Origin of the sequence: Kribbella sandramycini (assembly GCF_013131805.1) — a bacterium.
In the GTDB taxonomy this organism is placed as follows: domain Bacteria; phylum Actinomycetota; class Actinomycetes; order Propionibacteriales; family Kribbellaceae; genus Kribbella; species Kribbella sandramycini.
In genome coordinates, this window is the sequence record NZ_JABJRC010000006.1 from 404,833 (window position 1) to 424,648 (window position 19,816).

A 19,816-nucleotide genomic window follows, 5' to 3' on the forward strand; every position below is an offset into this window, starting at 1 on the left:
TCAGCTGAACGCCTGCTTCAGCAGCGTCTGCTGCTCGGCCGTGTGCGCGCCCATCGAGCCGACCGAGGTGGCCGACATCGGCGGGCGGGAGACCCGGTAGAAGGGCTTGCCGCCGAGGTGCTCGGTCAGGTTGAGGGCCATGAAGGGCCACGGGCCCTGGTTGGCGGGCTCGTCCTGGACCCAGCGGATCTCGGTCGCGTTCGGGTACTTGGCCAGCTCCGCGGCGATCTCCTCGGCGGGCAGCGGGTAGAGCTGCTCGACGCGGACGACCGCGGTGCTGATCTTGTCCGGCTCGGCCTTCTTGCGCTCGGCGAACAGGTCGTACGAGATCCGGCCCGAGGACAGGATGACCCGCTCGACGGTGGCCGCGGTGGCCTCGGCCTCGGCGTCGCCGAGAACCGGCCGGAAGGTGCCGTGGGTGAGCTCCTCCGGCTGCGACACCGCCTCCTTGCGCCGGAGCAGCTGCTTCGGCGTGAAGACGATCATCGGGTTGTGCTCCTCGCCGAGCGTGTGCCGGCGCAGCAGGTGGAAGTACGACGCCGGCGTCGACGGCTGCGCGACGGTCATCGCGTTCTCCGCGCAGAGCGACAGGAAGCGCTCGATCCGGGCCGAGGAGTGGTCCGGGCCCTGGCCCTCGTAACCGTGCGGCAGCAGCAGCACGACGCCGGACTTCTGGCCCCACTTCGCCTCACCGGCCGAGATGTACTCGTCGATGATCGACTGGGCGCCGTTCACGAAGTCGCCGAACTGCGCCTCCCAGAGCGTCAGCGCATCCGGCCGTGCCACCGAGTAGCCGTACTCGAACCCGAGCGCGGCGTACTCGCTGAGCAGCGAGTCGTAGACGTAGAAGTTCGCCTGCTCCTCGCTCAGCGCCTGCAGCGGGACGTAGTCCTGACCGGTGACCCGGTCGATGATCGCGGCGAACCGCTGGACGAACGTGCCGCGCCGGCTGTCCTGCCCGGCGAGCCGGACCGGGCGACCGGCCAGCAGCAGCGAGCCGAAGGCCGTGATCTCCGCGGAGGCCCAGTCGATCGGGCCCTGGGTGATGGCGGCCGCCCGGCGCTGCAGCTGCGGCAGCACCTTCGGGTGCACGGTGAAGCCGTCGGGCAGCGTGGTGTACGCGTCGGCGATCTTCTTCAGCACCTCGGGCGTGGTCGCGGTCGCGTCCGGGCCCTGCGGCTTGTCCGGGTAGTCCGGGACGGTGACGTACGGCGCCGGGGTGTCCGGCTGGCTCTTCGCCTCGCGGACCTCGGTGAAGACCCGCTCCAGGCGCTGCTGGAAGTCCCGCATCGCCTGCTCGGCCTCTTCGACCGTGATGTCGCCACGGCCGATCAGGGCCTCGGTGTAGAGCTTGCGCACCGAGCGCTTCTGCTCGATCAGGTCGTACATCAGCGGCTGGGTGAACGACGGGTCGTCACCCTCGTTGTGACCGCGGCGGCGGTAGCAGACCAGGTCGATGACGACGTCCTTGTTGAACGCCTGGCGGTACTCGAAGGCCAGGTCGGCGACCCGGACGCAGGCCTCGGGGTCGTCGCCGTTCACGTGGAAGATCGGCGCCTGGACCATCCGCGCGACGTCGGTGCAGTACATCGACGACCGCGAGGACGCCGGGGAGGTGGTGAAACCGACCTGGTTGTTGACGATCACGTGCACGGTGCCGCCGGTGCGGTAACCGCGCAGCTGGGACAGGTTCAGCGTCTCGGCCACGACGCCCTGACCGGCGAAGGCCGCGTCGCCGTGGACCAGGATCGGCAGCACCGGGAAGGCGGCGCCGCGGTCCAGGATGTCCTGCTTGGCGCGGACGATGCCCTCGAGGACCGGGTCGACGGTCTCCAGGTGCGACGGGTTGGCCGCCACCGACACCTTGATCTTGTCGCCGAACTCGGAGACGAACTCGCCCTCGGCGCCCAGGTGGTACTTGACGTCACCGGAGCCCTGGACGGTCCGCGGGTCGATGTTGCCGTCGAACTCGCGGAAGATCTGGCCGTACGACTTGCCGACGATGTTCGCCAGCACGTTCAGCCGGCCGCGGTGGGCCATGCCGATGACGACCTCGTCCAGCCCGGCGCCGGCCGCCTCCTCGCAGAGCTCGTCGAGCAGCGGGATGGTGGTCTCGCCGCCCTCCAGCGAGAAGCGCTTCTGGCCGACGTACTTGGTCTGCAGGAAGGTCTCGAACGCCTCGGCCTCGTTCAGCTTGGCCAGGATCCGGAGCTGCTCCTCGCGCGGCGGCTTGGTGTGCGGCCGCTCGATCCGCTCCTGCAGCCACTTGCGCTGCTCGGGGTCCTGGATGTGCATGTACTCGACGCCGGTGGTGCGGCAGTAGGAGTCGCGCAGGATGCCGAGGATCTCGCGCAGCTTCATGAACCGCCGGTCGCCGCCGAACGACCCGGTCGCGAACTCGCGGTCCAGGTCCCACAGGGTGAGGCCGTGGGTGGCGACGTCCAGGTCGGGGTGGCTGCGCTGCTTGTACTCCAGCGGGTCGGTGTCGGCCATGATGTGGCCGCGCACCCGGAAGGCGTGGATCAGCTCGAGGATCCGGGCCTGCTTGTTGATGTCCTCTTCGTGGCTGTGCGGCAGGTCGGTGGCCCAGCGGATCGGCTCGTACGGGATCCGCAGGCTCTGGAAGATCTCGTCGTAGAAACCCTCCTGGCCGAGCAGCAGCTGGTGGATCCGGCGCAGGAACTCACCCGACTGGGCGCCCTGGATGATCCGGTGGTCGTACGTCGAGGTCAGCGTCATCACCTTGGAGACGGCCAGCTTGGCCATCGTCTCCTCGGCCGCGCCCTGGTACTCCGGCGGGTACTCCATCGCGCCGACGCCGATGATCGCGCCCTGACCGGTCATCAGCCGCGGCACCGAGTGCTGGGTGCCGATCGTGCCGGGGTTGGTCAGGCTGATCGTGGTGCCCTGGAAGTCCGGGAGCGCGAGCTTGTTGTCGCGGGCCCGGCGGACGACGTCCTCGTAGGCCATCCAGAAGTCGGCGAACGCCATGTTCTCGGTCGCCTTGATCGACGGCACCAGCAGCTGCCGGGTGCCGTCCGGCTTGGCCATGTCGATGGCCAGACCCAGGTTGATGTGGGCCGGCTGGACGTGCGTCGGCTTGCCGTCGGTCTCGTCGTACGACGCGTTCATCTCGGGCAGCGTCTTGAGCGCCTTGACCAGCGCCCACCCGATCAGGTGGGTGAAGGAGATCTTGCCGCCGCGGGCGCGCTTGAGGTGGTTGTTGATGACGATGCGGTTGTCGATCAGCAGCTTGACCGGCACCTGGCGGACGCTGGTCGCGGTCGGGACCTGGAGGCTGGTCTCCATGTTCTGCGCCGTCCGCGCGGGCGCGCCGCGCAGGATCTTGCGCTCGTCCTCGTCGCTCGGCGCGGCGGTCGCCGGCTTCGGCTGGGCCTGCGGCGGCTGGTTCACCGTTCCTCCGGTCGGGGCGGCGGCCGGGACGGCGGCCTTCGGGGGCTGCGCGGCCGGCTGGGCCTGCGGCGGGGACGCCTGCGCGGCGGCGGCCGCGGGCGCGTTACTGGCCGGCGCCGTCGGCGCGGAGCCGCGGCTCGGCGCCTCGGGGGTCTTGTTGTCCGACACGGCGTCGGGCCGCGGAGCGTCGGCCGGGGTGGTCGTCACCGGCTTCGCGTCACCATCAGGCGTATAGGTCTTGAAGAAGTCGAGCCACGCGGGATCCACCGATTTCGGGTCCTGCAGGTACTTCTCGTACAGCTCGTCGACCAGCCATTCGTTCGCACCGAAGGCTGCAAGGGGATTTGAGTCTGATGGCTCGGTGGCCACTGGGCAGTTCGCCTCTTCCGATCTCGGGTCAGATACCGCGGGTTATGACCTGTGCAGTTATGGGTTGGTTCCCGAGGCAAGGCTAATAGCACGGCGGTGACTTCCACAGCCCGGGATCACCGGACCAGTGTGCCAAGTGGTCGGCAGCCGTCGTTGCGATCGTTCGAACGCTGGAACACCGTGCTGGCAGGTGTTTCAGGTACTTCGTTGCCGGGCCCCCTCTGGACGCCCGGGGTGAACGTGTGGTCAACTGCGGGACTCGTTGCCCACGTGGGATTCCGGCCTCGCCGCCGGTCACCTGCAGTGACTCCGGCAGGCGGGAATGCCCACTGTATGCAGTCGGTTCCGCGCCGTCGGTGACTGTTGCGCGTTCATTGAAATGTGGCGAACCTCACGCTCTGGATCAGTCCAGTTGCGGGCAACTGGTCTTCCCCCGCAGAGCCGGCCGATCGGGTTCGGCATACTGACGCAATGGCGCTGACGGACGAGGCGATCGTCAAGATCAAAGGGATGATCACCTCCGGGGAGCTCGGGCCCGGTGACCGGTTGCCCAAGGAGGCGGATCTGGCCGCCCGGCTCGGCCTGTCGCGGAACTCGCTGCGCGAGGCGGTCAAGGCGCTGACGCTGGTGAACGTGCTCGACGTCCGGCACGGCGACGGCACCTACGTGACGAGTCTGGACTCGGGTCATCTGCTGGACGCGCTGAACTTCATGGTCGACCTGCACCGCGACGACTCGGTGCTGCAGTTCTTCGAGGTCCGGCGGCTGCTCGAACCCGGCGTCGCCGCGCTCGCGACGGCGCGGATCCAGCCGGCCCAGCTGGCCGGCCTGCGGGAGCTCTGCGCCGACCTGGCCGCCGACGCCGACGTCGAGGATCTGGTCGCCAACGACCTGCGCTTCCATCGCGGGATCGCCGAGGCGACCGGTAACCAGGTCGTCTGCTCGCTGCTCGACGGCATCTCCGGCGCCACCCAGCGGGCGCGGATCTGGCGCGGCGTCACCCAGGCCGGCGCCGTCGAGCGGACGCTCGCCGAGCACACCGCGATCCTGGATGCGATCGAGGCCGGGGACGCCGAGGCCGCCCGGGCCTGGATGACCGCGCATATCGCCGGCGTCGAGACCTGGCTGCGACAGGCGCCCTGAAAATGATTGGCCGCGGTGTGGGGCGCGACGTACAGTAGCTACGTCACATTGCCTACGTCAGGGGTGCGGGTTGCTCGTCTGAGGTCTTTCTTCTGCAGTCGCTGACCGCTGCCCGGTTCTCGGGATCGTGCGGTCTCCTCGAAGACCTCTTGGAGTACACCTGATGAGTCATTCCCTGACCTGTACCGACCTCTTTTTCGCCTGGCCGGACGGCGACGTCGTCTTCGACGGGCTCAGCTTCGTCGCCGGGCCGGTGCGCTCGGGCCTGGTCGGCCGCAACGGCACGGGGAAGTCCACGCTGCTCCGGCTGATCGCCGGTCGCCTGAAGGCGCAGCGCGGCACGATCCGCGTCAACGGCGAGCTCGGCTACCTCCCGCAAGACCTCACACTGGACACGTCGCTGCGCGTCGACCAGGCGCTCGGGATCGACGCGATCCGGCGCGCCATCGTCGCGATCGAGTCCGGTGACGCCGCCGAGGAGAACTTCGCGGCCGTCGGCGACGAGTGGGACGCCGAGGAGCGCGCCGAAGCCCTGCTCGGCAAACTCGGCCTGGGCTCGATCGGTCTGGATCGCAGCGTCGGCGAGCTGTCCGGCGGCGAGACGATCCTGCTCGGGCTCGCGGCCGAGCTGTTGCGGCGGCCCGACGTCCTGCTGCTGGACGAGCCGACCAACAACCTCGACCTGCGGGCGCGGCAGCAGCTGTACGACGCCGTCGACCAGTTCCGCGGTGCGTTGCTGGTGGTCAGCCACGATCGCGATCTGCTCGATCGGGTCGACCAGATCGGTGATCTGCGCAAGGGCGAGATCAGCTGGTACGGCGGCAACCTGACGGCGTACGAGGAGGCGGTCGCGGTCGAGCAGGAGGCGGCTGAGCGGATGGTGCGCGCGGCGGAGTCCGATCTGCGCAAGCAGAAGAAGGATCTGATCGAGGCGCGGATGAAATCCGACCAGCGGATGGCGCGGGGGCAGCGGGCCTTCGAGAAGGGCGGTATCCCGAAGATCGTCGCGGGCAACCTGAAACGCAATGCCCAGGTCTCCGCGGCCAAACATGTCGGTATGCACTCGGATCGGCTGGAGTCGGCGCAGGATGCGCTGGCCGACGCCGAGGCCAAGGTGCACGACGACGAGTCGATCAAGGTCGACCTGCCGAAGACCGCCGTACCGGCCGGCCGGGTCGTGCTCCGCCTGGAGCAGCACGAGCTCCGCACCGGGGCGTTCGTCGACCTCGACATCCGCGGGCCGGAGCGGATCGCGCTCACCGGGCCGAACGGCGCCGGTAAGACGACGCTCCTGCAGGCGATCACCAGCGGATCGTTGCCCGAGGTCCCGTTCCGGTACCTGCCGCAACGGCTCGACCTGCTGCGGGACGACCTCTCCGTCGCCGACAACCTGGCGATCCTTGCCCCCGGCACCGAGAACCAGGACCGCCGCTCCCGGCTGGCCCGGTTCCTCTTCCGAGGGCGCGCGGCGGATCAGCTGGTCAGCACGCTGTCCGGCGGTGAACGCTTCCGCGCGACGCTGGCCGCACTGTTGTTCGCCGAGCCACCGCCGCAGTTGCTGATGCTCGACGAGCCCACCAACAACCTGGACCTGTCGAGTGTCGCCCAGCTGAAGGACGCGCTGGCCTCGTACCAAGGCGCGCTCCTGATCGCCAGTCACGACCTGCCGTTCCTGCGCGACATCGGCATCACCCGCTGGGTGCAGCTGACCCCCGAGTCCCTGGAAACCATCGAGCCGCTGTAGTCCGGAAAGAAAGCGTCTCCAGGGAGCCCTTTGTTTCCAGCTAACGCGTCACCGGACACGAAGGGCCGCACGGGCGCGCCGCGAGGGCGGGCTGCCTGCGGCGCAGAACCTGCAGGACCTGGACGGCGGCCGCGCGCGGGCGGCTCGTGACATCGAGCCACCCGTGGTGCTGAGAGCGTCGAGCAGGTCGCACGAGCCGACTCGGCCGCTCTGGCAGGCTTCGGCGATGACCGCGGCGGCGTCGTCGAGGGAGCGACTGCTGCCGACGATGTCGAGGACCGCGTGCGCCGGCGTACGGCGAGGCGGCGCGGCGCGGGCGAGCCGGTGGGCCCAGTGGGCGTCGCGGTGGACGACGAGACCCGGCTGGGACCGGACACGACGCTGGTCGGGAATCACGATGTGGACCGGCCGATTGGGGTCGGGTTTGCGGAGGCCGAGCTGTTCGGCGGCGGTGTGGTGGCTCCAGGCTGCTGCGGGCCCGGCGTACAGGAGGGCCGCGACGAGGCGTTCGTCGTACCGGATCGGGCCGGTATGCGTCGCGTAGACGCCGGGGTGGACGACCTGCCAGCGGCGGCCGCGGAGCGGTTGCCGGATCCGTGGGATCGACCAACCGGCCGCGAGCAGCTGAGACCGCGCGACGACGCCGTGCCGGCTCCGAATCACCTCGTCAACCCCAGCGTCGGCCAGTTGCCGCTCCCACCACCACTCCACCCGCTCCAGCATGACCGCTGCCGCTCGCCTCTGCAGAGCACCCTGTGGATAACCCGATGGCCGGAAACAAAGTGTCGCTCAGCGGCACTTTCATTCCGGACTTGTTGGCTGGGATACCCCATGGGGGTATAGTCGCGAGTATGGAGCACGGGCACGGTGGGCATGCGGATCATGTGGCGCAGTTCAAGGATCGGTTCTGGGTGAGCTTGGGGCTTGCTGTGCCGGTCGTGGTCTTCAGTGCGATGTTCGCGGATCTGCTGGGGTATACGCGGCCGGAGTTCCCGGGCGCGGAGTGGATCGCGCCGGTGCTGGGGACGGCGATCTTCCTGTACGGCGGGCGCCCGTTCCTGAGTGGCGGCTGGGGTGAGCTGCGGTCGCGGCGACCGGGGATGATGCTGCTGATCTCGATGGCGATCACGGTCGCGTTCGTGGCGTCGTGGGTGACGACGCTGGGGATAGGCGGGTTCGATCTCGACTTCTGGTGGGAGCTGGCGCTGCTGGTCGTGATCATGTTGCTCGGGCATTGGCTGGAGATGCGGGCGCTCGGGGCGGCGTCCGGCGCGCTCGATGCGCTGGCCGCGCTGCTGCCCGATTCCGCCGAGAAGGTGACGGCGGACGGCGTCGTCGAGGTGGCCCTGCATGAGCTGCGCGTCGGGGACGTCGTACTCGTTCGGTCGGGTGGGCGGGTGCCGGCTGACGGGACCGTGGTCGAGGGGCGGGCCGAAGTCGACGAGGCGATGATCACCGGGGAGTCACGGCCGGTCGCGCGCGGCGTCGGGGATGCGGTGGTGGCTGGGACGGTTGCCACCGACAACGCGTTGCGGGTCGAGATCAGCGCGGTGGGCGACGAGACCGCGCTTGCGGGTATTCAGCGGTTGGTCGCCGAGGCGCAGGCGTCGTCGTCCCGCGCGCAGGCGCTCGCCGATCGGGCTGCTGCTTTCCTGTTCTACTTCGCGGCCGGCGTCGGCGTACTCACCTTCGTGGTCTGGGCCTTGCTGGGTGACCTCGACCAAGCAGTCACCCGCACGGTGACCGTCCTGGTGATCGCCTGCCCGCACGCCCTCGGCCTCGCGATCCCGCTGGTGATCGCCATCTCCACCGAACGCGCGGCCCGCGCCGGCGTCCTCGTCAAGAACCGCCTGGCCCTCGAACGCATGCGCACCATCGACGTCGTCCTCTTCGACAAAACCGGCACCCTGACCAAAGGCGAACCCACCGTCATCGGCATCGCACCCGTCGAGGGGATCACCGAGGCGGAGCTCCTGGAGCTCGCGGCTGCGGTGGAAGCCGACAGCGAACACCCGTTGGCCAAAGCAATCGTTCGTGCCCAGGGCGGTGCTCAGCTGGTTGCGTCCGAGTTCGCGTCGCTTACTGGGCGTGGGGTGCGGGCTGTTGTTGGGGGCGACGAGGTGGCGGTCGGTGGGCCGGCTTTGTTGCGGGAGCTGGGTTTGCGGGAGTTGGAGGGGAAGGTGGGGGAGTGGAAGGGGCAGGGGGCGGCTGTGTTGCGTGTGGTGCGGGATGGTGTTGTGGTTGGGGCGCTGGGGTTGGCGGATGGGGTGCGGGAGGAGTCTCGGCAGGCGGTGGATGCGTTGCACAAGCGGGGTGTGCGGGTGGCGATGGTGACTGGGGATGCGCATCAGGTGGCTGATGCGGTCGCGAAGGAGTTGGGGATCGACGAGGTGTTCGCGGAGGTGTTGCCGGGGGACAAGGACGCCAAGGTGAGTGAGTTGCAGGGGCGTGGGTTGAAGGTGGCGATGGTGGGGGACGGGGTGAACGACGCGCCGGCGCTGGCGCGGGCCGAGGTGGGGATCGCGATCGGCGCCGGGACGGATGTCGCGATCGAGTCGGCCGGCGTGGTGCTGGCCGCGGACGACCCGCGGGCGGTGCTGTCGGTGATCGATCTGTCGAAGGCGAGCTACCGCAAGATGTGGCAGAACCTCGTCTGGGCGACCGGGTACAACGTGATCACCGTCCCGCTGGCCGCGGGTGTGCTCGCGTTCGCCGGCATCCTGGTCTCGCCGGCCGTCGGCGCGCTGCTGATGTCGATCTCGACCATCGTGGTCGCGCTCAACGCCCAGCTGCTGCGCCGCCTCGACCTCAGGCCGGATCGGCTGACCCGCTGAGCCGCGCGAACTGCACCGGGTCGTGCGCGCAGAAGACGGACGACGTCCCCAGCTGATGGAGTTCGGCCAGCCGCGCGTGGTTGTCCCGAACGAGCGCGGCGTCGAACGCGACGCCGCGCTCGTTCAGCCGGACCTGCCACGGGCTCGCGCTCCCATCCAGCGTCCCGCGGTGGAAGAAGGCATCGCCCGCGTGCAACAACCGGCCGTTGTCGACGGCAACGGCTGCGTGGCCGCGGGTATGACCGGGCAGCGGGACGAGCGCCACCCCGGGCAGAATCTCCCGCGCAGTGAACCCGTTCCACGGCTCCCCATCCGCCGGATGCTCGACCAGCCGCGGCCCATGCGCCCACTGCGCCGACCGGTACCGCTGCCGCTCCTGCAACGACGGCGCATGGACGGCGCCGCGCGCCTCGGCCGCCGTCAGATGAACCGCCGCCTCCGGGAAATCGGCCAGCCCGCCGGCATGATCGAGATCGAAATGCGTCAGCACGACATGCCGTACGTCGGACGCCGCGAACCCCAGCGCCCCGACCTGACGACGTGCCGTCTCGGCCTCCACCAGAGCCGGCCGGATCAACCACCGGGCCGGCCCCAGCCGCGCCGGGTTCGCGATATCGGCCAGCCCGAACCCGGTGTCGACCAGCACGAGCCCATCGGCGTCCGTCTCGATCAGCAGCACATGACAGACGAGCGGCGTACCGAGCAGGCGGAGCGATCCGCAGTTGAGGTGATGGACCCGCATCAGCGCGGCGCGGTCAGCAGCTCGGGCCGGCCGATCTGCAGCAGCAGCGACGCGGTGTCGAAGTACACCCGCTCGAGTGTGATCCGGTCGTCGGTGAAGAAGAACACCGCGATCACCGGCACCCGGAACGCCTTACCCGTCGGCGGCAACCCGTAGAACTCGCCGAGGTTCGTCCCGAGCAGGTCGAACTCGACGATCACCGAGTCCGCGGCCGCGTGGAAGCGCGCGTTCTCGTGCCGCTGGTCGGGGAACGCCGTCCGGGTCAGCGTGTAGTACGCCATCACCTGCTCGGCGCCGTCGAAGGTCTGCCCGGTCGGCACGATCTCGTACAGCGGGTGCCCGTCGAAGGTCGCGAGCGTCAGCTCGAACTCCTGCGTCACCTCGGTGTCCATGTGCTCCTGGATCACCGCGATCCGCCGGGCGGCCAGGTCAGCGTCCACACTCAGTCCCATGCCCGGCAACCTACCGATTGCCGGGCCCAGCCGGTTCAGGCGGTCGGCGCGTCTGTCCGAAGCAGGCCGGCTGATTTCAGGTCCGGCCACAGCGCGGCCGGTACGTCGGACGTGTACAGCTCGTGGTTCACCCGGACCTCGTGCGCGCTCCGGCAGCCGACCGCGATCCCGGCGACCGCCGGGTGGAACTGCGGGAACGCCAGCGCGGCCGCGGGCAGCGTCACGCCGTGCGCTTCGCAGACATCCGCGAGCTGGTCGGCCTTGGCGATCAGCGCGGCATCCGCCTGCGCGTAGTTGAACGTCGTGTCGGCCGCGGGCCGCGGCTGCGACAGCAGGCCGGAGTTGAAGACGCCGACGGCAACCACCTGGACGTCGTTCGCCAGGCAGGCCGGGAGGACGTCGTCCAGCCCGTCCGGGTCGATCAGCGAGTACCGGCCGGCCAGCATGATCACGTCGACGTCGACCTCCTCGACGAACCGGGTCAGCATCGCCGACTGGTTCATCCCGGACCCGATCGCCCCGATCACGCCCTGCTCGCGCAACTCGATCAACGTCGGGAACGCCGTCGCCACGGCCTCGTCGTAATGGTCGTCCGGGTCGTGCACGAAGACGATGTCGAGCCGATCGGTGCCGATCCGCCGTAACGAGTCCTCGATACTGCGCAGAACGCCGTCCCGGCTGAAGTCCCAGCGGCGACGGCGTTTGGTCACCACCGCGAAGCCCTGCCCGTCCGGCGCCTCGGTGTCGGCCTCGTAGATCACCCGGCCGACCTTCGAGGACAGCACGTACTCCGACCGCGGTTTGTCCGCGAGACCAAGGCCGAGCCGCTCCTCGGCCAGCCCGAGCCCGTAGTGCGGCGCGGTGTCGAAGAAACGCCAGCCCGCTTCCCAGGCGGCGTTCACGGTGGCGACGGCGTCCGCCTCGGTGACCGGGGTCAGCAGGCCCGCCAGCGGCGCGCCGCCGAGGCCGATCTTCAGGTCGCCGAAGATGTTCACGACCGGGCCGCCGGGAGGCGCAGGTTCTGCATGCCGCCGTCGACGGCGATCGCCGTACCGGTGGTGGAGCCGGACAGCGGGCTGGCCAGGTAGGCGATCGCGTGCGCGACCTCGTCGGCCGAGACCAGCCGGCCCATCGGCTGCCGGGCCTCCAGGGCCGCGCGCTCGGCCTCCGGGTCGTCGGCGGCGTCGAGCAGGCGGCCGACCCAGGGGGTGTCCGCGGTCCCCGGGTTCACGCAGTTCACCCGGATGCCTTCGCGGACGTGGTCGGCGGCCATCGCCATTGTCAGCGCGAGCACAGCGCCCTTGCTCGCCGAGTAGAGCGCGCGGTTCGGCAGGCCCGCGGTCGCAGCGATCGAGCAGGTGTTGACGATCGCGGCCGCGGCCGACTTGCGCAGGTAGGGCAGCGCGGCCCGGGTGACGCGGGCGATCCCGACCACGTTCACGTCGAGAACGCGATGCCACTCGTCGTCGCTGTTCGCGGTGACGTTGCCCTGGGCGCCGATCCCGGCGTTGTTCACCACGATGTCGATGCCGCCGAGCTGCAGCGCGGCCGCGGCGACCGCGGAGCGGACCGAGCTGTCGTCGGTGACGTCGGCGGCGATCCCGGTCAGCGGCTCGGCGACGTCCGGCTTGAGGTCGAACACGACCACCTGCGCGCCGCGGCTCGCGAGCAGCTGCGCGGCGGCGAGCCCGAGGCCCGACGCGCCGCCGGTCACCACGGCCCGCAGGCCGCTGAAGTCCGTCACTGGTTCTCCTTCGTCAGGTCGTTCCAGATCTTGCCACCCGGGAACCGGAAGTCGGTCAGCGTCTCGACATCCATCTCGGCGCCGAAACCGGGTTTCACCGGGGCGACGTAGTGCCCGGCCCGGATCACGACCGGGTCGAGGAAGTGCTCGTGCAGATGGTCGACGTACTCGATCACGCGGTCCTCGACCGAGCCGCTGACGGCCAGGTAGTCGAACATCGACAGGTGCTGGACCAGCTCGCAGAGCCCGACCCCGCCCGCGTGCGGGCAGACCGGGACGCCGAACTTCGCCGCCAGCAGCAGGATCGCGACGTTCTCGTTCACCCCGGCGACGCGGGCGCTGTCCAGCTGCAGCACGGCCAGTGCGCCTGCCTGCAACATCTGCTTGAAGACGACCCGGTTCTGCACGTGCTCACCGGTCGCGACGCGGGTCGGCGCGATCGCCTTCGCGATGGTCGCGTGGCCGAGTACGTCGTCCGGGCTGGTCGGCTCCTCGACCCACCAGACGTCGTACGGCGCGAGCGCCTCGATCCAGCGGATCGCGTCCGGGACGTCCCAGCGCTGGTTGGCGTCGATCGCGATCCGGATGTCCGGGCCGACGGCCTCGCGGGCCAGCCGCATCCGGCGGATGTCGTCGTCCAGGTCGGCGCCGACCTTGAGCTTGATCTGGGTGAACCCCTCGGCGACGGCCTCGTGGCAGAGCCGGACGAGCTTGGCGTCGTCGTAGCCGAGCCAGCCGGGAGTGGTCGTGTACGCCGGGTAGCCGCGCTCCAGCAGCAGCGCCTCGCGCTCGGCGCGGCCGGGCTCGGCCTTGCGCAGGATGGCGAGCGCCTCGTCCGGCGTGAGCGCGTCGGTCAGGTAGCGGAAGTCGATCAGGCCGACGATCTGCTCGGGGGTCATGTCGGCGAGCAGTTTCCAGACCGGGACGCCGGCGCGTTTGGCGGCCAGATCCCAGACGGCGTTCACGACGGCGCCGATCGCCATGTGCATGACGCCCTTCTCGGGCCCGAGCCAGCGCAGCTGCGAGTCGTGCACGAGCGATTTCCAGAACCCGCCCAGGTCGCCGAGGGTGGCCTCCAGGTCGAGCCCGACGACGTGGTCGCGGAGCGCCTCGATGGCCGCGGTCTGGACGTCGTTGCCGCGCCCGATCGTGAACGCGAACCCGTGGCCCTCCAGCCCGTCGCCGGCGTCGGTGCGCAGGATCAGGTACGCCGCGGAGTAGTCCGGGTCGGTGTTCATCGCGTCGGAGCCGTCCAGGTCCAGCGAGGTGGGGAAGCGGACGTCGTACGTCTCTAACTCGGTGAAACGTGCCATGGAGGACCCGATCTGGTGCGGTGGGCGGTCTGTCGAGACGAATCCTATAGGATATGTGGCAGCTTGGGCAGGGGGTTCCGGAGCCGCGCCCCGTAGAGTCGCGGTGTGACGGATCTGCGGCTGGGCCAGCGGTTGTTCGGGGCCGGTGAGTTCGCGGTGATGGCGATCGTGAACCGGACGCCGGACTCGTTCTTCGACCGGGGCGCGACGTACGCGACCGACGCGGCGTACGCGGCGATCGACCAGGCCGTCGCGGACGGCGCCGATCTGGTCGACATCGGCGGCGTGAAGGCCGGGTACGGCGAGCCGGTCAGCGAGGACGAGGAGCTGCGCCGGACGGTCGACTTCGTGGCCGGGATCCGGGAGCGGCATCCGTCGCTGGTGATCAGCGTCGACACCTATCGCAGCGGCGTCGCCCGGCGGGTGGCCGAGGCCGGAGCCGACCTGCTGAACGACACCTGGGCCGGCTCCGACCCCGATCTGGTGCACGCGGCCGCGGAGTACGGGACGGGGCTGGTCTGCAGCCACGTCGGCGGCCTCTCCCCGCGCACGGACCCGCACCGGATGGCGTACGACGACGTCGTCGCCGATGTGATCCGGACGACGACCGGGCTGGCGGAGCGCGCGGTCGCGGCCGGTGTCCGGCGGGACGGGATCCTGATCGACCCGACACACGACTTCGGCAAGAACACCTTGCAGTCACTGGAGCTGACCCGGCGGCTCGACGAGCTGGCCGCGACCGGCTGGCCGGTGCTGGTCGCCGTCTCGAACAAGGACTTCATCGGCGAGACGCTCGAACTGCCGCCCGGCCGGCGCGGGAACGGGACGCTGGCCGCGTTGTCGATCTCGGCCTGGCTCGGGGCGCGGGTGTTCCGGGTCCACGACGTCCCTGCCGCCCGGCAGGCGCTCGACCTGATCGCCGTCCTGCGTGGCACCGCGCAGCCGGCCGGAACCCGAAGGAGCTTGGCCTGATGCGCCGACTCGACGAACTGTCCGACGACGAGCTGCTCGAGGTCTACCGGATCGCCGACCGTACGACGCCGCATCTGCGCGCCAACTTCGTCAGCAGCCTGGACGGCGCGGTCGAGATCGACGGTCAGTCGAAGGCGCTCTCGTCGGAGTCCGACAGCCGCGTCTTCAGCATGATCCGGCGGCTGGCGGACGTCGTCCTGGTCGGCGCGGGCACCATCCGCGACGAGGGCTACACCCCGCTCAAACTCTCCGCCGCCGGCCGCTCGTGGCGCAGCGCGGCCGGTCTGCCCGAGAACCCGACGCTCGCCGTCGTCTCCGCCCGCCTCGACCTGAGCCCGGTCAACCCGATCTTCCGCTCTGCCGTCCGGCCGCTGGTCATCACCCACGAGGCCTCCCCGCCCGACCGGCGCGAAGCCCTCGGCGAGGTGGCCGACGTGCTGGTCCTGGGAGCCGCCGAGGTAGACCTTCCTGCAGTGGTCATAGCCCTGGCCGACCGCGGCCTCCCGCAGATCCTCTGCGAAGGCGGCCCCCATCTCCTGGGCGCCATGACCACTGCTGATCTGGTCGACGAGCTCGACCTCGCCTTGGCCCCGTTGTTGGCGGGTCCGGGCTCTGGCCGCATCACCGCGGGCCCGCCAACCCCGCTCACCCGCCAGCTCCGACTGGCCACCGCTCTGGTCGCTCCGGACGACTACCTCTTCTTCCGCTACGTCCGAGAGTCCTGACATGCCCGTAGTAGCCGCTGCAGTCTGCCCACACCCGCCGCTCCTCGTCCCCGAGGTGGCCACCGGCGCCGCCTCCGAACTGGACGACCTCCGAGCTGCCTGCCTGACCGCGGTGGACGGGTTGGCAGGTGCAGACAGTGTGTTGGTGGTCGGTACCGGTCGCACCGGGGCGTACGACGGCGCGACGGGTGGCGGCTTCGGTGCGTACGGCGCTCCGTCGGTGCGGTTCGGTTCCGGCGCTCCGGTCCTGCCGCTCTCGTTGGCCGTCGGCGGCTGGCTGCTCGAACAGTCGAAGGCCGCCGCCCTACCGCGGAGCTACCTCGCGGTGGACGCTGTCACCACACCTGGTGACGCACTCGCCTCCGGGCGCAAGCTGGCCGCGGGGGAGGAGCGGGTGGGCTTGTTGGTGATGGGGGATGGGGCGCCGCGGCGGAGTGAGCATTCGCCGGTGCACCTGCATCCGCGGGCTGAGGTGTTCGACCGGACAGTGGCGGAGGCGCTGCGAACGGCGGACGCTGAGGTGTTGGCTGCTCTGGATCCGGGGCTGGCTGGTGAGCTGCAGGCTGCGGGGCGGGCGCCTTGGCAGGTGCTGGCGGGGGCGCTGGGCGCACTGCAGGGTGAGCTGTTGTACGACGCGGCGCCGTACGGGGTCGGCTACTTCGTTGCGCGGTTCAGCTGACGGGGACGGCGGGCCAGCGCGGTGCGGTGGCGGCCAGCTCGTCGCGGCCGGCGCTGCGGAGCTGTTCGACCAGTTCGGCGCGGGCGGCGGTGACTACGGCTACTGCGGCTTCGGCGCTCTCATGCGGGCCGGACCAGTTGCAGACCGCGTCCCCTGCGTACCAGCCCGGGTAGGAGTGGTGGACGTGTGCGGTGGCCAGTCGAGCGACTGAGCGCGTGACGGCAGCTCCAGCGAGTTGGACGACGGCGTCAACGGCTACTACCTCGGCGTCCAGCTCCAGCAGCGGGCGCAGCTCGACGGCGTCGGTCCGGACGAACTCGTAGCCCGCTGGGGCACGCTCGGCGAGCCAGGCGAACGCTTCGGCGGCTGCTGCGCGCAGCGGCTCCGGGTCAGTGAGAGTCTGGACGCCGCACTGCCGGGTGTGAGTTGGCCGCAGCTCGTTCTGCCAGAGGCGGACCTGGAGCTCCTCGGCCCCGGACAACCGGCGGCCGAGGATGCGGGACAGGCCGACGACGTCGAAGTTCAGCTCGTCCGGTGTGCGTTTCTGCCCCGGAGCGAACGGTGCACCGACAGCGGTCCCGCGAGTTGTCCACGGGCCGACGTGCCAACGCTCCAGAGCAGTCACACCGTCGACACTACTTCGCCGGAGCCTCGACTCCGAAGGACTTCGCCAGGTCGCCGAGGATCACCCAGGCGCCCTGCAGCCCGACGGCGGTCATCCAGGTCAGGTCCGGCACCTCGTGCACCTTCGGCGCCAGCGGCTTCCACAGCGGGTTCGCCTTGAACTGCCCGGCGGTCTTCGCGCTCAGCCCCTTGTCGTCGGCGAACTCGGTGACGAAGATCGCGTCCGCGTCGGCGTCCTTGATCCGCTCCGGACCGATCTCCAGCGCGAACCCGTCGACGTCCTGCGATTTCGGCCGCGCCAGCCCGGCGTCCTTCAGGACGATCCCGGAGAAACTCGACTTCTGGTAGAGCCGGGTCGGCCCGTCGACGAACCGGACCACCGAGATCGTCGGGTTCTTCGCCTTCGCGTTGATCGCGGCGCCGACGGTCCTGGCCGCGGTCTCGTACGCCGTCAGCTCCTGCTCGGCCAGCTCCTCGGCGCCGAGCGCCTTCGCCTCGAGCCGGATGTTGTCCTTCCAGGTCGGACCGGTGGTCTCCGACATGATCGTCGGCGCGATCGCGGACAGCTGGTCGTAGAGCTTCTCGTGCCGGACCTTCGCGGTGATGATCAGATCCGGGTCGAGCTCGGCGATCTTCTCCAGGTTCGGCTCGGCGAGCGTGCCGACCGCCTGGGCGTCCTTGCCGAGCGTGTTCCGGTCGTCGCCGAGGTACTCCGGCAGCTTGTCCTTGATGCTGCGGTAGTCGGTGTAGCCGACGACCGGGGTGTCCAGGATCAGCGTCGCGTCCACGAAACTCGCGTCCAGCGCGACGACCCGCTGCGGCTTGGTCTTCAGCTCGGTCTTACCCATCGCGTGCTCGATCGTGCGCGGGAAGCCGGCGGCCGCGGGCGCGTCCGGGGACGTCGGCTCGTCCGCCGAGCCGCAGCCGGCCAGCGCCACGGCCGTGACGGCGATCAGAGCGGTGATGCGATGCAGACGCACGGGTCTCTCCAGGGGTTAAAGTGGCACCTGACCACTGACAAGTAAGGCAACCCTAACCTATGCATCCCTCCGCGCGGCGGGCCACATCCCTTGTGGTGCTGGTGATTCTGCTCGCACTGGCCTTCGTCGCGAGCCTGGTCTTCGGGTCGCGCTGGCTCGGGCCGGGCGCGGTCTGGCACGCCATCACGGCCGACAACGGGTCGGACGCCGATGTGATCGTGCGCAGCCTCCGAGCGCCACGCAGCGTGGTTGCGGTGCTGATCGGCCTCTGTCTGGGTGTTGCGGGCGCGTTGATGCAGGGCCACACCCGCAACGCGCTGGCTGAGCCGGGCATCTTCGGTGTCAGCTCGGGTGCGGCGTTTGCGGTGGTCCTGGGGCTGCAGGTCGGTCTGGTCGAATCGGTGGCGTCGACGGTCTGGGTGGCGCTGGTGGGCGCGCTGATAGCGACGTACGGCGTCCAGCGGCTGGCCTCGCGGGGGAGTGGCGCCAGCCCGGTCGGTCTGGCGCTGACTGGCGCCGCAGTGGCCGCAATGCTCGGTGCGTTCACTTCAGCGATCGTGCTGCTCGACAACAACACTCTGGATGGCTACCGGTTCTGGGCGGTCGGTTCGGTCTCCGGGCGCGGCCTGGACGTCGCAGTCCAGGTGCTGCCGTTCGCTGTGATCGGTCTGACCCTTGCCGCCTTCAACGCTCGCGACCTCGACCTGCTGTCACTGGGCGACGACGTCGCGGCTGGTCTGGGGCTTTCGATCCGGCGGGCGCGGTTGGTCGGGTTGGTTGCGATCGGTCTGCTGACTGCGGCCGGAGTGGCCGCCTGTGGGCCGATTGGCTTCCTCGGTCTGCTGGGCGGGCATCTGGCCCGGCAGGTCTTCGGTGCGCGCAACACCTGGCTCATTCCGGCCGCAGGGGTGATCGGTGCGATCGCGTTGCTGCTTGCGGACCTGATCGGCCGGTTGGTCGGCGGTGCGGGTGAGGTGCAGGCCGGTGTGATCCTTGGCGTCGTCGGTGCACCGCTGTTCGTACTGGTGGTACGCCGTCGGGCGGTGGTGCTGTGAAGTCGCGGACCGTTGTCCTGAGTCTCGTCTTCGCCGCTTTGGCCGTTGGGATCGCTCTGCTGTCGTTGAGCATCGGTACATCGAAAGTCCCGGTCGGGGACGTTGTCGAGGTGCTACTCGGCGGCGGCCGGCGTGGGCAGCGGCTGATCGTGCTGGAGTTGCGGCTGCCGCGGGTGGCGACCGGTCTGCTGGTCGGGATCGCTTTCGCGGTCTCTGGGGCCTTGCTGCAGACGCTGTCCCGGAACGCGTTGGCCAGCCCGGACGTCGTCGGTGTCAACTCGGGCGCATCCGCAGGTGCGGTCGCCGTGATCGTGCTGGCTGGGACCGGCGGTGGCAACATCTCCGGCTTTGCCGGCAAGGTCGGCATCCCACTGGCCGCCATCCTGGGCGGTCTGCTCGCGACGGTGATCGTCGGCGTGCTGTCGATCCAGCGCGGCCAGGTGGACGGCGGCAAGGTCGTGCTGATCGGCGTCGGGATCGCGGCCGCGGCGAACTCGCTCGTCGCCTGGATGCTGGTGATCGGCGATGTGAATGACGCCGGCCGGGCTGCGGCCTGGCTGGCCGGTTCACTCAACGCCCGGGCCTGGAGTGACGCCGTCCCGGTGTTGATCGCTGTAGTCGTGCTGTTGCCAGTGGCAATCTTGTTCAACCGGGATCTGTCGGCGATGGTGCTCGGTGACGATGTGGCGTCGTCGCTCGGCGTTCGGGTGGCGCGGATTCGGCTGCTCTTGCTGATCGTGGCGACATTGCTGGCCGCCATGGCGACCGCGGGCGCCGGTCCGATCGCGTTCGTCGCTCTGGTTGCGCCACAGGTCGCGCTGCGGCTGACGAGGATGGAGCGGCCACCGCTGGTCACGACAGCGCTGCTCGGTGCGGTCTTCGTCGTACTGGCCGATCTGGTCGCGCGGAACGGGCTGGGCTGGCTGCACGTGGGACCGTACGAGTTGCCGGTCGGTGTGATCACCGCCGCGGCCGGAGCGCCGTACTTGCTGCATTTGATCGGCCGTCAGCAGAGAGGACGCTGAA

General features: G+C 69.9%; 17 protein-coding genes. 8 read left to right on the top strand and 9 right to left on the bottom strand.

Features of this window, described 5'->3' with window-relative positions:
- A complete protein-coding gene (locus tag HPO96_RS25085) occupies positions 1-3,783 on the bottom strand; it encodes a multifunctional oxoglutarate decarboxylase/oxoglutarate dehydrogenase thiamine pyrophosphate-binding subunit/dihydrolipoyllysine-residue succinyltransferase subunit (protein ID WP_171676627.1) in 3,783 nt (1,260 codons plus the stop codon).
- A 471-nt stretch (positions 3,784-4,254) separates the two neighbouring features.
- Between HPO96_RS25085 and HPO96_RS25090 the strand changes: the two genes are divergently transcribed.
- The gene (locus tag HPO96_RS25090) at positions 4,255-4,926 is read left to right on the top strand and encodes a FadR/GntR family transcriptional regulator (RefSeq protein ID WP_171676629.1); all 672 of its coding nucleotides are present in this window, start codon (positions 4,255-4,257) and stop codon (positions 4,924-4,926) included.
- 163 nt (positions 4,927-5,089) lie between these two features.
- The gene (locus HPO96_RS25095) at positions 5,090-6,670 is read left to right on the top strand and encodes an ABC-F family ATP-binding cassette domain-containing protein (protein WP_272954676.1); all 1,581 of its coding nucleotides are present in this window, start codon (positions 5,090-5,092) and stop codon (positions 6,668-6,670) included.
- A gap of 48 nt (positions 6,671-6,718) precedes the next feature.
- Here HPO96_RS25095 and HPO96_RS25100 read toward each other — a convergent pair whose 3' ends face one another.
- Positions 6,719-7,393 (bottom strand): hypothetical protein, encoded by a 675-nt coding sequence (locus HPO96_RS25100; protein WP_171676631.1) that lies wholly within the window; start codon positions 7,391-7,393, stop codon positions 6,719-6,721.
- A 128-nt stretch (positions 7,394-7,521) separates the two neighbouring features.
- Here HPO96_RS25100 and HPO96_RS25105 point away from each other — a divergent pair, with 128 nt between their 5' ends.
- Positions 7,522-9,504 (top strand): copper-translocating P-type ATPase, encoded by a 1,983-nt coding sequence (locus HPO96_RS25105; RefSeq protein ID WP_171676633.1) that lies wholly within the window; start codon positions 7,522-7,524, stop codon positions 9,502-9,504.
- On the opposite strand, the gene HPO96_RS25110 is transcribed toward HPO96_RS25105, so the two are convergent.
- Genes HPO96_RS25110 through HPO96_RS25130 form a run of 5 tightly spaced genes read right to left on the bottom strand, consistent with a single transcriptional unit; the run spans position 9,479 to position 13,755 of the window.
- A complete protein-coding gene (locus HPO96_RS25110; protein ID WP_171676635.1) occupies positions 9,479-10,246 on the bottom strand; it encodes an MBL fold metallo-hydrolase in 768 nt (255 codons plus the stop codon). The genes HPO96_RS25105 and HPO96_RS25110 overlap by 26 nt on opposite strands.
- Positions 10,246-10,698 carry an ester cyclase gene (locus HPO96_RS25115; protein ID WP_171676637.1) on the bottom strand — a complete coding sequence of 151 codons (453 nt, stop codon included), beginning with the start codon at positions 10,696-10,698 and terminating at the stop codon, positions 10,246-10,248. Before HPO96_RS25115 ends, HPO96_RS25110 begins: the two co-directional genes overlap by 1 nt.
- Before the next feature lie 35 nt (positions 10,699-10,733).
- On the bottom strand, positions 10,734-11,693 hold the full coding sequence (locus HPO96_RS25120) for an aldo/keto reductase (protein ID WP_171676638.1): 960 nt from the start codon (positions 11,691-11,693) through the stop codon (positions 10,734-10,736).
- The gene (locus tag HPO96_RS25125) at positions 11,690-12,442 is read right to left on the bottom strand and encodes an SDR family oxidoreductase (protein WP_171676640.1); all 753 of its coding nucleotides are present in this window, start codon (positions 12,440-12,442) and stop codon (positions 11,690-11,692) included. The genes HPO96_RS25120 and HPO96_RS25125 overlap by 4 nt, the downstream gene beginning before the upstream one ends.
- Positions 12,439-13,755 carry an L-fuconate dehydratase gene (locus HPO96_RS25130; protein WP_171676642.1) on the bottom strand — a complete coding sequence of 439 codons (1,317 nt, stop codon included), beginning with the start codon at positions 13,753-13,755 and terminating at the stop codon, positions 12,439-12,441. Before HPO96_RS25130 ends, HPO96_RS25125 begins: the two co-directional genes overlap by 4 nt.
- Positions 13,756-13,914: 159 nt before the next feature.
- Between HPO96_RS25130 and folP the strand changes: the two genes are divergently transcribed.
- Genes folP through HPO96_RS25145 form a run of 3 tightly spaced genes read left to right on the top strand, consistent with a single transcriptional unit; the run spans position 13,915 to position 16,131 of the window.
- Positions 13,915-14,727, top strand: a complete 813-nt coding sequence (folP, locus tag HPO96_RS25135; protein WP_202886413.1) for a dihydropteroate synthase — start codon at positions 13,915-13,917, stop codon at positions 14,725-14,727.
- Complete coding sequence (locus HPO96_RS25140; protein ID WP_171676646.1) at positions 14,727-15,452, top strand: pyrimidine reductase family protein; 726 nt, start codon at positions 14,727-14,729, stop codon at positions 15,450-15,452. Before folP ends, HPO96_RS25140 begins: the two co-directional genes overlap by 1 nt.
- Position 15,453: 1 nt before the next feature.
- Positions 15,454-16,131: a class III extradiol dioxygenase subunit B-like domain-containing protein gene (locus HPO96_RS25145; RefSeq protein ID WP_171676648.1), complete on the top strand. Its 678-nt coding sequence runs from the start codon at positions 15,454-15,456 to the stop codon at positions 16,129-16,131.
- On the opposite strand, the gene HPO96_RS25150 is transcribed toward HPO96_RS25145, so the two are convergent.
- Together HPO96_RS25150 and HPO96_RS25155 are read right to left on the bottom strand one after the other, a co-directional pair.
- A complete protein-coding gene (locus HPO96_RS25150; RefSeq protein WP_171676650.1) occupies positions 16,124-16,756 on the bottom strand; it encodes a hypothetical protein in 633 nt (210 codons plus the stop codon). The genes HPO96_RS25145 and HPO96_RS25150 overlap by 8 nt on opposite strands.
- 10 nt (positions 16,757-16,766) lie before the next feature.
- Positions 16,767-17,735, bottom strand: coding sequence for an ABC transporter substrate-binding protein (locus HPO96_RS25155; protein ID WP_171676652.1), 969 nt, complete (start codon positions 17,733-17,735; stop codon positions 16,767-16,769).
- 95 nt (positions 17,736-17,830) lie between these two features.
- On the opposite strand from HPO96_RS25155, the gene HPO96_RS25160 reads away from it, so the two are divergent.
- Together HPO96_RS25160 and HPO96_RS25165 are read left to right on the top strand one after the other, a co-directional pair.
- Positions 17,831-18,790, top strand: coding sequence for a FecCD family ABC transporter permease (locus HPO96_RS25160; protein WP_337796795.1), 960 nt, complete (start codon positions 17,831-17,833; stop codon positions 18,788-18,790).
- Positions 18,787-19,815, top strand: a complete 1,029-nt coding sequence (locus tag HPO96_RS25165) for an iron chelate uptake ABC transporter family permease subunit (RefSeq protein WP_171676656.1) — start codon at positions 18,787-18,789, stop codon at positions 19,813-19,815. Before HPO96_RS25160 ends, HPO96_RS25165 begins: the two co-directional genes overlap by 4 nt.
- The last annotated feature ends 1 nt before the right edge of the window (position 19,816 follow it).

Coding starts and splice junctions, on each gene's coding strand:
- HPO96_RS25090 (WP_171676629.1), top strand. CDS start 4,255: ATGGCGCTGACGGACGAGGCGATCGTCAAGATCAAAGGGATGATCACC.
- HPO96_RS25095 (WP_272954676.1), top strand. CDS start 5,090: ATGAGTCATTCCCTGACCTGTACCGACCTCTTTTTCGCCTGGCCGGAC.
- HPO96_RS25100 (WP_171676631.1), bottom strand. CDS start 7,393: ATGCTGGAGCGGGTGGAGTGGTGGTGGGAGCGGCAACTGGCCGACGCT.
- HPO96_RS25105 (WP_171676633.1), top strand. CDS start 7,522: ATGGAGCACGGGCACGGTGGGCATGCGGATCATGTGGCGCAGTTCAAG.
- HPO96_RS25110 (WP_171676635.1), bottom strand. CDS start 10,246: ATGCGGGTCCATCACCTCAACTGCGGATCGCTCCGCCTGCTCGGTACG.
- HPO96_RS25115 (WP_171676637.1), bottom strand. CDS start 10,698: ATGGGACTGAGTGTGGACGCTGACCTGGCCGCCCGGCGGATCGCGGTG.
- HPO96_RS25130 (WP_171676642.1), bottom strand. CDS start 13,755: ATGGCACGTTTCACCGAGTTAGAGACGTACGACGTCCGCTTCCCCACC.
- folP (WP_202886413.1), top strand. CDS start 13,915: ATGGCGATCGTGAACCGGACGCCGGACTCGTTCTTCGACCGGGGCGCG.
- HPO96_RS25140 (WP_171676646.1), top strand. CDS start 14,727: ATGCGCCGACTCGACGAACTGTCCGACGACGAGCTGCTCGAGGTCTAC.
- HPO96_RS25145 (WP_171676648.1), top strand. CDS start 15,454: ATGCCCGTAGTAGCCGCTGCAGTCTGCCCACACCCGCCGCTCCTCGTC.